An 11897-nucleotide genomic window follows, 5' to 3' on the forward strand; every position below is an offset into this window, starting at 1 on the left:
ACAACATGGCGGCCGCACCCGTTCAGGCGATTCCGGATATCCACATTGGTCGGGTTTACGACCAGCGTGATCCGGAATGCGAAATCCACTACGAAACCTTCGGCCGCCTCGCCGAGTTCTTCGGCCGCAACACGCCGCCGCATCGCCACTACTGTTTTTTCCAGATCCACCTGCTGCTGCGCGGCAGTATCAGCCTGAATCTCGATGGTCGGGTCTACGGCGGCAAGGCACCGCTGCTGATCTTTACGCCGCCGACCATTCCGCATTCCTTCTACTCCGAAGAAGATACCGACGGCCATGTGCTGACCGTTCGCCAGGAAGTCGTTCGTGGCTGGTATCGGGCAATGCCCGGTCAATGGCCGGATGCCCTGCTGCGCGAGGCCGCTTTTTTTGAACTGGACAGCCTGCCGGCCGAGAGCGCTGCCGATTTTTCGGCACTGGTCCAAACCGTCGAGCTGTTGCAGCGCGAATTCGAGCGCGATGCCAAGGGGCATTCCGCACTGCTGCAGGCATTGGGCGAATGTGTCTTCATTCATCTCAGCCGCCTGCTGCTCGCCCATGAGCCAAGCGCGGGGCAGCGTCCGGAACGCAGCGAGGATCTGCGCCTTTTCCTCAATTTCTGCGATCTGGTCGAGGCGCATTTTCGCGACCACCTGACGCTGAGCGAATACGCCGGCCGTCTGCTGATCACCGAAGCCCGGCTCAACGACATCTGTCGGCGGATGGCCGAACGGCCATCGAAAGAGGTCGTCCATGAGCGCCTGCTGCAGGAAGCGCGCCGCCTGCTGCGCTACTCGGCGGTGCCGGTCAGCGAAATCAGCTACCAGCTCGGCTTTGCCGACCCGGCCTATTTCTCCCGCTTCTTCACCAAGCGGACCGGCACACCGCCCAGCCAGTTCCGCCTGGCCGGGCAGCATTAAGTTGGTTTTTGCTTGATTTGGGGTGTGTACCGCAGCAGCGGCTTGCCCCGGTCGAATCACGGTTCAAACCGGATCTTCCCTAATAACGACCTCGGCAATCCAGTGCTGACGACGCCTGGCCATTCTGGCCTCGGCGCTCTCCCCATCGAAGCTGGCTGGCTGATGCTTGAGTAGTGCCGGGGCAATTCCCAGAAGCGCATGGGTATTGATCACTGCGAAAACCTGGCCCTCGATCTGGCTGGTTACCAGAGGAACATCGCCACAGCCCTCGCAAACATGAAATTGGGCCGTTTCCGTGGCAAAACTGTGTTTGCGGACCTGTGCGGGATTCTTGATTCGCACCTGCAGCTTGCCGGATGGGCAGGATGTCCAGACGCCGGCGTGGGTGGTGCAGAAGGAGCACGAGCAAGCGCGCGCGGGTATCTCAATGGGATCTGGCAGCCATTCGAGAATGAACGAAATATTGCCGCACTGACAGCGACCGGGAATCAGCATGACGTCTCCTTTGCCGGCAAGTCGAACTAATAAATCAGCTGTCAGCTTTCATCTGGCGTGACCATGCGTATCGGGCGAGTCCCGATCTTTGCCCCGGTGACTTCATCCACGGCCACCGCTTTAATTTCCGTGCCCGTTTCAGCGTCAAAAAACTGAACCAACTTGCCGCCGCCCCGGTATTGACGCCCCCAGGCGCCAATCATGAAGAGTACCGGCAGAAAATCGCGCCCGGCAGCGGTCAGCAGATACTCCTCGCGCGGCGGGTGCTCCGAGTAGCGCCGTTTCTCCAGCAGCCCCTCCTCGGTCAGCGTCGCCAGTCGGCGGGTCAGCATCGTCGGGGCGATACCCAGGCTTTTCCGGAATTGGTCAAAGCGCGTCAGGCCGGCATGGGCATCCCGCAGGATCAATATGCTCCACGCGTCACCGGCGAAAGCCAGGCTGCGCGCTATCGGACAGGGGTCATTGCAACTATTTTCTTCGTTCATACTGTTTCGATAGTGACTTGCTTTCAAATTGGTAGTACCGTTCGTTTCAAATTGATAGTAACACCTGGAGCGACAGATGAGCAATGTGACGTGGAAAGATGTTCCGACCCGCAGGGTCGACGTTGGCGGGGTGCCTTTTGCCTATCGGCAACTCGGCCCCGATTCCGGCGTGCCGGTGATTTTCCTGCACCATCTGATGGCCGTGCTCGATGACTGGGACCCGCGGATTATCGACGGCATTGCCGCACAGCGGCGGGTGATCGCCTTCGACAATCGCGGGGTCGGTGCCTCGGGCGGATCGGTGCCGCCCACGATCGAGGAAATGGGGCGGGATGCCATCGCCTTCATTCGGGCCTTGGGATTCAGTCAGGTCGACCTTCTCGGCTTCTCCTTGGGCGGCGGCGTCGCGCAAATGATTGCTTTGCAGGCCCCCGACCTCGTGCGTCGGATGGTCCTGGCCGGAACGGGGCCACGGGGCGGCGGGGGGATCGACGAGATCAACAGAATCGCGGTCATCGCTTACCTCAAAGCGGCACTCACGCTGAGCGATCCGAGGAATTTCCTGTTCTTCCCTCGTACCCCGGAGGGCAAGCGCGCCGCGAAAGACTACTTCTCGCGGCTGAAGGAGCGCACCAAGGACCGCGACAAGCCCATTTCCCTGCAAGCCCGGCGGGCCCAATTGCAGGCCATCAGAACCGCGGGTTTGAGCGTGCCCGACGACCTCTCGGTCATCAAGCAACCCGTTTTCGTCGCCAACGGCGACCACGACCTCATGGTCGCCAGCAGCCTTTCGGCCGACATGGCTCGCCGTCTGCCGAGCGCTCAGCTGACTATCTATCCGGATTCCGGGCACGGCGGCGTCTTTCAGCACCACCGGGCCTTTGTACCTGCGATTCTGGACTTTCTCGCCGACTGACCAGACAAGAATGAAAGAGCAAGGATGAAAACTCAAACAATGAAAGCACTTACTTTCAAACGCTATGGCAAATCGCCCGAGATCGGGGTTGCCGACGTTCCCCGCCCGACCCTGAAGGCCAATGAATTGCTCGTACATGTGCACGCGGCGAGCGTGAACCCGGTGGACAACATGATCCTGACGGGAGTATTCAAACCAGTCCTGCATTTTCAGCTTCCCGCGACGTTGGGTAGCGATCTGGCCGGTGTGGTGACCGAGGTTGGCAGTGGCGTGACTCGTTTCAAGCCTGGCGATAACGTCTTCGCCAACATCTTCGACCTGGGTACGGGCGCTATCGCCGAGTTCGCAGTGGTACCGGAGAAGCTTGCCGCACTGAAACCGGCCAATCTGGACTTCGTGCAGGCGGCATCGATCCCGATGGTCGGGCTCACCTCGTGGCAAGCGCTGAAGGAGCGGGCCAATCTTCGGGCCGGCCAGAAGGTGTTCATCCCGGCAGGCTCCGGCGGTATTGGTACGTTTGCGATTCAACTGGCAAAGCACCTGGGCGCCAAGGTGGGAACGACCACCAGCACGGGCAATGTCGAACTGGTGCGCAGCCTTGGCGCCGACGAGGTGGTCGATTACAGGAAACAGGAATTCGAAAAAGTGCTGCGCGGCTACGACGCGGTACTGGGTACCATCAGGGGGGACGCGATCGAGAAGTCCCTCGGCATCCTCAAGCCAGGGGGCACGATCGTTTCGCTGGTCGGGCCGCTGGATACAGCATTCGCTCGGGCTCGACGGCTCAACTTCGTCCTTGAGTTCGTCTTCGGGCTGATGAGCCGCAAGATCATGCGTCTTGCGAAAAAGCGGGACGTCACTTACTCGTTTCTCTTTGCCCGCCCCGATGGCGCTCAACTTGCCGAAATCGGCAAACTCATCGAGGCGGAGCGTATCCAGCCCGTGATCGACAAGGTGTTTCCGTTCGAACAAGCAAAGGAGGCGCTTGCCTACCTCGCCCAGGGGCATGCCAAGGGAAAAGTCGTCATCAAAATGCGTTGAATATGAATCGCCGGGCAGCAAGCCGGCCAAGACAGGCAGTTAACTTTTAGGACATAAAACCATGACCCCATCTACAAAAATCGCTGTTATCACCGGTGCATCTTCCGGCATCGGCTCCGTTTATGCCGATCGCCTGGCACGGCGCGGCTACGACCTCCTGCTCGTCGCCAGGCGTGGCGAGCGTTTGCGGAATCTCGCCGCAAAGCTTGAGCAGGCGTACGGCATCAAGGCCGAAACCTTCGTCGCCGACCTTGAAAAAGAAGCCGATCTTGTCGCTCTCGAAGCTGTTCTTGCTGGCAATCCCGCCATCCATCTATTGGTCAACAACGCCGGCATTGCCAGGCTGAGTCCTGTTGCCGAGACGTCGATCAAAGACTCCTTGTCGCAGATCGCGTTGAACATCACGGCCCTGACGCGCTTGACGCAGGCCGTCCTGCCCGCCTTCAAAGAGCGCAACCAAGGCGTTATCGTCAATATTGCTTCGGCATTGGCGCTGCATGCGCTGCCGGTGAGTTCCGTATATAGCGGCACCAAGGGTTTCGTACTCAATTTCAGTCGCGGTCTGCAGCAGGAACTCGCGAATACCGGCATCAGGATTCAAGTGGTGCTGCCGGCCGCGACAGCTACCGATCTTTGGGATATCTCCGGTGTACCGCTGGCCGCATTGGCGCCAGAAACGGTGATGTCTGTCGAGCACCTGGTCGATGCCGCGCTGGCCGGCTTCGACCAGGGCGAGTCGGTCACTTTGCCGTCCATGGCAGATACCGGTCTCTGGGAGCGCTATGACACAGCTCGGTCCGATCTCTTCGTCGCGATGCAAACCGGCCAGCCGGCGCCACGATTGCTTTCGCTTTAAGCGACGCAACGACGCGTTAATCTGAACTAAACACCAAGGAAATTTTCATGAGCAGCACGCTATTCACCCCTACCCAACTCGGCAGTCTGTCGCTGAAGAACCGCATCGTCATGGCACCGCTGACGCGCAGTCGCGCGATCGGAAACCTGCCCAATGCCCTGATGGAACAGTATTACCGCTTGCGGGCGGAGGCTGGACTGATCATTACCGAAGGTACTTCGCCTTCACCCAACGGCCTTGGCTATGCACGCATTCCCGGACTGTTCAATGAGGAACAGGTGCAGGCCTGGCGAGGCGTCACCGAGGGCGTCCATCAGGCAGGTGGCAGGATTTTCGTGCAACTGATGCATACCGGACGGGTCAGCCATCCTGCCAACCTGCCGGCCGGTGCTAGCGTCCTGGCGCCCTCGGCGCTCGCCGTCCAGGGCGAGATGTGGACCGACGCGGAGGGCATGCAGCCGCATCCCGTGCCACGCGAAATGAGCGAGGCGGACATCGCGCAAAGCATCGCCGAATATGCAGCCTCGGCCAAACTGGCCATGCAGGCCGGCTTCGATGGCATCGAGTTGCATGCGGCGAATGGCTATCTGATCGACCAATTCCTCAATACCGCCTCCAATCAGCGCAATGACCGCTGGGGTGGTAGCGTCGACAACCGTATCCGCTTCGCTGTAGAAGTCGCCAAGGCAAGCGTCGCCGCCATTGGTGCCGAGCGCGTCGGCATGCGGATCTCGCCTTACGGCGTATTCAATGCTCAGCTGCCGGATGCAGAAATGGACGCTTTGTATTTACGTTTGATCGACGAGTTGAATGGGCTCGGCCTGCTCTACATCCACATCGTCGATCACAGCGCCATGGGGGCGCCTGAAGTCAGTCCCGAATTGAAGGCCAAAATCCGTACCGCCTTCAAAGGACAATACATACTCTCCGGTGGCTATGACGTGGCGCGAGCCAATGCCGATCTCGACGCGCAGCGCGGCGACCTGGTGGCTTTCGGTCGCCCGTTCATCTCGAATCCGGATCTGGTAGCCAAGCTCAGGTCGGGCCAGGCGTTGGTGGCGCCCGATTTCGCTACCTTCTACACGCCGGGAGAAAAGGGCTATACCGATTATTGACCAAGGTCTGATCCGGGCCGCATCGTCATTGCACTTTCTCCCGCTTCTTCACCAAGCGGGTCGGCACATAGCCCGGCCAGTTTCGCTTGGCCGGGCAGCATTAAGTTGGTTTTTGCTTAATTTAGGGCGTGCACCGCAGCAGTGGCTTGCCCCACTCAAATCCCGATTCAAAGCGGCGCTTCGCTAATGCTGACATCAGCAATCCAGTGCTGGTGCCGCACTGGCTGCGACCGGAAACCAGCGTGACGTCTGTCGGCAAGTCTATCGATTCCTGCTGTTATGCGGCGTGCGGACATGGCGAGTACCCTGTCTATAATGATGCAGGGATCAATCCATCGATAGACCAAGGATAGACATGAGCGCCAATCACCGTTCTTCTCATGAAATCATCATGGAAACGCTGCACTCGGTACGCACCCTGCTTGGCATGGAAGTGGCATTTATCTCGGAGTTTACGGGCGGATGCCGCGTCTTTCGTTATGTGGATTCACAAAAGGGTGCTGTATCGCTCTGCGTTGGAGCGGGTGATCCTCTCGAGGAAAGCTACTGCCAACGCGTAGTTGACGGCCGCCTGCCGGAACTGATCCGCGATGCAACGCAAATCCCCGAGGCGCTGACCTTGCCGGTGACGATAGCCTTGCCGGTGGGCGCCCACCTGAGCGTTCCGATCCGGTTCAGCGATGGCCATATCTACGGCACGTTTTGCTGCTTCTGCACTTCTCCCGACAGCACCCTGAACGATCGCGATATCCGGGCGATGCGGCTCTTTGCCGAAGTCACCGGCAAGCTCCTGGAGCAGCAGGTGAGCGATGAAGAAGCCCGCAACGAACTCGTCACCCGTCTTCGAGACGTGCTTGACGCGGAGCGCTTTACGATCGTCTATCAGCCGATCATTCATGTCGCCCAGCACAAGATCGTTGGCTACGAGGCCCTGACGCGGTTTTCGGCCGAACCGGTGCGCACGCCCGACCTGTGGTTCAATGAGGCGGCAACGGTCGGCCTCCAGGAAGAACTGGAATTGGCGGCGATCAAGAAGGCATTGCTCGGGCTGGCCCGTCTCCCCGAGGATGCCTACCTTTCACTCAACGTTTCCCCGGCTACCCTTCTGAAGGGTTCCGTCGCCTCCGTTTTGCAAGGCTATCCCTTCGAGCGCTTGATGTTGGAAGTGACCGAACATGCGTCCGTCAGCGATTATTCCCCGATCGCCACCGTTCTCAAGCCCATGCGGCAACGGGGCTTGCGCTTGGCCGTAGACGATGCCGGGGCGGGGTTCGCCAGTTTCCGTCACATTCTCAAATTGCAGCCGGACGTGATCAAACTAGATGTCAGCCTGATCCGGAAAATCGACTCCGATACCGGGTGCCGCGCTTTGGCGGCTGCCCTCATACGGTTTGCCGAGGAGATGGGCAGCAAGATCGTTGCCGAAGGGGTCGAAACTGACGCCGAACTCCAAGCCTTGCGCGAGTTAAAGGTCAATAAGGCGCAAGGGTATTTGCTGGGACGCCCGGCGCCCATCGAAGCGCTGCAGTCCGAGCCGGCGAGAAGAGTGTTCCCCTGATTCTTTCCCCACACGCGTAGACCGGAGACAGCGGCTTGATTGATGGCTTTTCCGGTGATCGATGATTTGCAGCGCCGGTAGTTTCCAGCTTACGCCGGCGGGGCGGGCTAACGCTTCGGGTTGCGCCGGGCGGCTACCCGCTTCACCGACAGCGTGACCATGAAAGGGAACTCCTCGTCGGCGGAATGGACGACGCGAAACTCCGGGCCGAGCGCGCGGGCCATCCAGGCAACCAGCGCCTTGAGGTCCACGGCTTCGCAGCGCAGGTCGGCGATCACGCTGCCCTGATCTTCGTACACCGGGAAGTCCGAACACCCCTGGGGCTTGAGTTCCTGGCCGTAAATCTTGCACGAGCCACACGCGTCATCGTAAGCGGGGCAGGGTTTGCTATGGATGTAGTAAAGCCCGTTTCCGGCCCGGATTTCCTCCGGGCCTTTGCCCGCGGCGAGCTGCTTGTCGAAGGCAGGGCGCGATTCGCCGAGATGCCAGAGCGTTTTGACCTGCTTCCATTCCAGTTCGAGGACGAGTGCATCGAGTCGGCAGCACGGTTTCGTGCACACGGCGCAATGCGGGATGACGGCGGCTGCCTGATAGGCGGCGGCCGCGGCGGCAAGCTCCTTGGCGAGAAGGCGGCGGGAGTCCTTGGTGCTCATCGAAGAGCTGGCCGGGGCAGGGCGAGGGAAGGTGGCAGGTGGATCACAGGCAATGGATATCAGGTAGCGGAAGCAGGGCGACTGGCTCGGGGGCTGTTCAGGACGAATCCTGAACGACGAGCAGTATACGGCCGCCGGCTTGCCGCCGGTCGACGATCGGCCAGGTTACGAAAAGTACAAGTCATTTCCCCAAACGTCCATTCATTAACATCTTAGTAAAAGGTTTAATGTGCCTCATCAGATAGCCGCTTTCGAGGCGGACAAAAAAGAGGAGTGAGACGACATGGCAAGCAGCAATTTCGACATCACGCGCAAGTTCGTGCGCGTCATGCGCACCCTGCCCAACGGCCTGATCGAATTCGAGTTCGCCGTTGGCGACCCGGATGTCGCGGTCGAGCTGGTCATGCCCAAGGCTGCCTTCGAAGAGTTTTGCGCGGCCAATCACGTCGAAATGCTGACTGCGGCCAAGGCTGCCCCAGTCGAAGCCGACGCGGCCGACGCCGATTTTCAATGGAACCTGCACCAGGCAACGCATCAGCGCTTCCGCTAAGGGTTTTTGGCTTTTAGCTGCGGTCGACCGCAGCGCATCTGTTTATTTGAGGAGACAAGCATGGCAATAGATTTGCGGACGGTCAGCATTACACCGCTGCGCCAGACCTTTGGCCACCTGGCCCGGCGCATGGGCGCCGACAAGCCGGCTTCGCGCTACATGGAAGCGACGATGGACCTGCAGCCGGTTGAAAACTATCACTATCGCCCGACCTGGGAACCGCAGTACGACATCTTCGATACGACCCGCACCAGTATCACGATGAAGGACTGGTATGCGCTGAAGGATCCGCGCCAGTACTACTACGGTGCCTGGACGCTGGCGCGCGGCAAGATGCAGGAAATCGCCGAAGGTGACTTCGATCTGGTCGATGAACTCGGTCTCGCCGCCGCCTATCCGGCCGCCGGCAAGGAAGAAGCCCTGCAGGTTTTCCTGCCGCTGCGCCACGTTGCCTGGGCCTCGAACCTGAACAAGGCCTACGTTTCCTCCTACGGCTACGGCATCGCCATTTCACAAGCCGCCTGCTACGCCAGCATGGATCAGCTGGGGGTCGCCCAGTACGTGACCCGGCTCGGCATGGCCTTCAATGACCTCGACGCGCTGGCTACCGCCAAGACCGCCTGGCTGGAAGGGGCCGAGTGGCAGGAAATGCGCCGCTACGTCGAAGACCTGATGGTCGAGAAGGACTGGTTCCAGGTCCTCGTCGCCCAGGACTTCGCCCTCGAAGGCCTGCTCTATCCGCTGATCTACGAGCGCTTCAACGACAAGCTGAACGCCGCCTACAGCCCGGTGTTCTCGATGCTGACCCGCTTCCAGCGCGAATGGTTCGGCGAAACCACCAAGTGGATGGACTCCATCCTGAAGACGACCGCTGCCGATAACGCCGACAACAAGGAACAACTCGCGGTGTGGATCAAGCACTGGCGCGAGCGGGCGATCAAGGCGGTGCAGCCGATCGCCGGCTTGGCCTTCGGCAGCGAAGCCGATGCCGTCATGGAAGAAGTCGTCCAGAACCTGAATGCCCGCGCCGCCAAGGCCGGGATTGCCCTGTAAAGGAAGCCGCATGTCCAACGCATTTATCGCATTCCAGAAGAACGACGACTCCCGCTGCATCATCGAGGCCATCCTCGACGACAACCCGGGGGCGATGGTCGACGACCAGCCGTCGATGGTGAAGATCGACGTCCCCAACCGCTTGGTTATCAAGCGCGAGACGGTCACGGAAAAGATGGGTCGCGAGTTCGACCTGCAGGAGCTGCAACTGCACCTGATCACCATCTCCGGCAATCTGGACGAGACCGACGACGAATTTACCCTGACCTGGAATTCCTGATTCCGGCCGCCAAGGAGAGAACACCATGGATATGAAAGTTGCCAAGAAGCTCGGCCTCAAAGAGCGCTACGCCCTGATGACCCGGGATTTGGCCTGGGATACGACCTACCAGCCGATGGACAAGGTTTTTCCGCAGACCACCTATGAAGGCATCAAGATTCACGACTGGGACAAATGGGAGGATCCGTTCCGCCTGACCATGGACGCCTACTGGAAGTACCAGTCGGAGAAGGAGCGCAAGCTGTACGCCATTCTCGACGGCTTCAACCAGAACAACGGCCACCTGTCGGTCACCGATGCGCGCTACATCAACGTCCTCAAGCTCTTCCTCGGCTCGACCCCGCCGCTCGAACTGATGGCCGCCCGTGGTTTCTCGATGATGGGCCGGCAGATGAACGGCGCCGGTCCGCGCGTCGCCTGCCAGATGCAGGCGGTCGACGAGTACCGTCACTTCCAGACGCAGATCCACTCGATCTCCAACTACAACAAGTACTACAACGGGATGGACGAGTTTGCCCATCAGCAATCCCGCATGTGGTACCTGTCGGACGGCAAGTCCTTCTTCGATGACGCGATCACCGCCGGCCCCTTCGAATTCATGGTCGCCATCGGCTTCGCCTTCGAATACGTGCTGACCAACATCCTGTTCGTGCCCTTCATCTCCGGTGCCGCCTACAACGGCGACATGGCGGCGATGACCGTCGGCTTCTCGGCCCAGTCCGACGAAGCGCGCCACATGACGCTCGGCCTCGAATGCATCAAGTTCATGCTCGAACAGGACCCGGACAACCTGCCCATCGTCCAGCGCTGGATCGACAAATGGACCTGGCGCGGTACGCGCAAGCTGGCCTCGGTCGGCATGATGATGGATTACATGCTGCCGAAGCGCATCATGAGCTTCAAGGAAGCCTGGGAAATGTACGTCGAGGAAAACGGCGGCGCGCTGTTCAAGGACCTCGCCCGCTACGGCATCACCATCCCCAAGTGCTTCGGCCAGACCATCGAAGAGAAAGAACACGTCACCCACCAGTCGTGGATCGGTTTCTACATGAAGCCGCAGGCGACGCCTTTCCACACCTGGATCCCGACGCCGGACGAAATGGACTGGCTGTCCGAGAAGTACCCCAACACCTTCGACAAGTACTACCGTCCGGTGCTCGAGCATCTCGACGCCCAGGAAAAGGCCGGCAACCGCTTCGACAACAAGACGGCGCCGATGAACTGCCAAGTCTGCGTCAGCACCATGAAGTTCAACGAACCGGGCGATCCGATGGAAATGTGTTTTCGCGAGTCGATCTACCAGGGCGAGAAGTTCCATACCTGTTCGGATCACTGCAAGGAAATCTTCGACAACGAGCCGGAGAAGTACATCCAGACCTTCATCTCCTCGCACCAGGTACTGCAGGGCAACTGCGAGCCGGATGGCACCGACGTCAATGCCGCCGACTTCAAACCGGGTCAGAACATGCTCGACTACTGGAAGCTCGACAAGCGCGCCCTCGGCGACTTCAACGGCTCCGATGACCAGAAGAACTTTGCCGCCTGGCGCGAACAAGCCACCAAGAACTAAGGAGACAGCCATGACGATGTTGAAAACCCTTGCTCCCTACGAGTTCAAGTCGCGCGACGCGGTCGAGAACTACAAGGGCCGCCAGTTGCTCTACGTGAACTGGGAACGTCACCGCATGTTCTCGCGTCCCTTCGTGCTGGCCCTGCCGCCGGAAACGCCGTTCTCGGTGATCATCGACCAGTACATGACCGAGTGCTTCAGCTACCACCCGGACTGGAAGCAGATCGACTGGAACACGGTCGTCTGGCAGAACGGCAACACGCCCTTCACGCCGGATCGCAACAAGAGCCTGAAAGACAACGGCATCGGCCACAAGGACCTGATCCGTTTCCGGACGCCAGGCCTGGACGGTATTGCCGGTACCGGCTACTGATGGCCTGCCGGTCACCCCGCTGGTGGGGGTGA

General features: G+C 59.9%; 14 protein-coding genes. 11 read left to right on the forward strand and 3 right to left on the reverse strand.

What is annotated here, in order from left to right:
- The first annotated feature begins 5 nt into the window (after window positions 1-5).
- Window positions 6-920: a 4-hydroxyphenylacetate catabolism regulatory protein HpaA gene (hpaA, locus tag GH663_RS03450; RefSeq protein ID WP_153130309.1), complete on the forward strand. Its 915-nt coding sequence runs from the start codon at window positions 6-8 to the stop codon at window positions 918-920.
- Window positions 921-983: 63 nt separating this feature from the next.
- On the opposite strand, the gene GH663_RS03455 is transcribed toward hpaA, so the two are convergent.
- Both GH663_RS03455 and GH663_RS03460 read right to left on the reverse strand, forming a co-directional pair.
- Window positions 984-1415 (reverse strand): GFA family protein, encoded by a 432-nt coding sequence (locus GH663_RS03455; protein WP_153130310.1) that lies wholly within the window; start codon window positions 1413-1415, stop codon window positions 984-986.
- A 41-nt stretch (window positions 1416-1456) separates the two neighbouring features.
- Window positions 1457-1900, reverse strand: a complete 444-nt coding sequence (locus tag GH663_RS03460; protein WP_153130311.1) for a winged helix-turn-helix transcriptional regulator — start codon at window positions 1898-1900, stop codon at window positions 1457-1459.
- A 76-nt stretch (window positions 1901-1976) separates the two neighbouring features.
- On the opposite strand from GH663_RS03460, the gene GH663_RS03465 reads away from it, so the two are divergent.
- From GH663_RS03465 to GH663_RS03485, 5 genes are all read left to right on the forward strand, one after another.
- Window positions 1977-2816 carry an alpha/beta fold hydrolase gene (locus GH663_RS03465; RefSeq protein WP_153130312.1) on the forward strand — a complete coding sequence of 280 codons (840 nt, stop codon included), beginning with the start codon at window positions 1977-1979 and terminating at the stop codon, window positions 2814-2816.
- A gap of 39 nt (window positions 2817-2855) precedes the next feature.
- The gene (locus GH663_RS03470; RefSeq protein WP_153130313.1) at window positions 2856-3857 is read left to right on the forward strand and encodes an NADP-dependent oxidoreductase; all 1002 of its coding nucleotides are present in this window, start codon (window positions 2856-2858) and stop codon (window positions 3855-3857) included.
- A 61-nt stretch (window positions 3858-3918) separates the two neighbouring features.
- Window positions 3919-4713: an SDR family NAD(P)-dependent oxidoreductase gene (locus tag GH663_RS03475; protein ID WP_153130314.1), complete on the forward strand. Its 795-nt coding sequence runs from the start codon at window positions 3919-3921 to the stop codon at window positions 4711-4713.
- 47 nt (window positions 4714-4760) lie between these two features.
- On the forward strand, window positions 4761-5828 hold the full coding sequence (locus GH663_RS03480) for an alkene reductase (RefSeq protein ID WP_153130315.1): 1068 nt from the start codon (window positions 4761-4763) through the stop codon (window positions 5826-5828).
- Window positions 5829-6183: 355 nt separating this feature from the next.
- Entirely contained in the window at window positions 6184-7386 is a 1203-nt protein-coding gene (locus GH663_RS03485; RefSeq protein WP_153130316.1) for a sensor domain-containing phosphodiesterase, read from the forward strand.
- Between the two features lie 107 nt (window positions 7387-7493).
- Here GH663_RS03485 and GH663_RS03490 read toward each other — a convergent pair whose 3' ends face one another.
- Window positions 7494-8039: a YkgJ family cysteine cluster protein gene (locus GH663_RS03490; protein ID WP_153130317.1), complete on the reverse strand. Its 546-nt coding sequence runs from the start codon at window positions 8037-8039 to the stop codon at window positions 7494-7496.
- A 283-nt stretch (window positions 8040-8322) separates the two neighbouring features.
- On the opposite strand from GH663_RS03490, the gene GH663_RS03495 reads away from it, so the two are divergent.
- The 5 genes from GH663_RS03495 to GH663_RS03515 are packed head-to-tail and all read left to right on the forward strand — an operon-like array spanning window position 8323 to window position 11865.
- A complete protein-coding gene (locus tag GH663_RS03495) occupies window positions 8323-8589 on the forward strand; it encodes a phenol hydroxylase subunit (protein WP_153130318.1) in 267 nt (88 codons plus the stop codon).
- 60 nt (window positions 8590-8649) lie between these two features.
- Complete coding sequence (locus GH663_RS03500; protein ID WP_153130319.1) at window positions 8650-9642, forward strand: ferritin family protein; 993 nt, start codon at window positions 8650-8652, stop codon at window positions 9640-9642.
- A 10-nt stretch (window positions 9643-9652) separates the two neighbouring features.
- Entirely contained in the window at window positions 9653-9922 is a 270-nt protein-coding gene (locus GH663_RS03505; protein WP_066886238.1) for an MmoB/DmpM family protein, read from the forward strand.
- A gap of 25 nt (window positions 9923-9947) precedes the next feature.
- Complete coding sequence (locus GH663_RS03510) at window positions 9948-11492, forward strand: YHS domain-containing protein (RefSeq protein WP_153130320.1); 1545 nt, start codon at window positions 9948-9950, stop codon at window positions 11490-11492.
- A gap of 10 nt (window positions 11493-11502) precedes the next feature.
- On the forward strand, window positions 11503-11865 hold the full coding sequence (locus GH663_RS03515) for a phenol hydroxylase subunit P4 (RefSeq protein ID WP_153130321.1): 363 nt from the start codon (window positions 11503-11505) through the stop codon (window positions 11863-11865).
- Window positions 11866-11897: the final 32 nt, after the last annotated feature.

Origin of the sequence: Dechloromonas hortensis, assembly GCF_009469765.1 — a bacterium.
GTDB lineage: Bacteria > Pseudomonadota > Gammaproteobacteria > Burkholderiales > Rhodocyclaceae > Azonexus > Azonexus hortensis.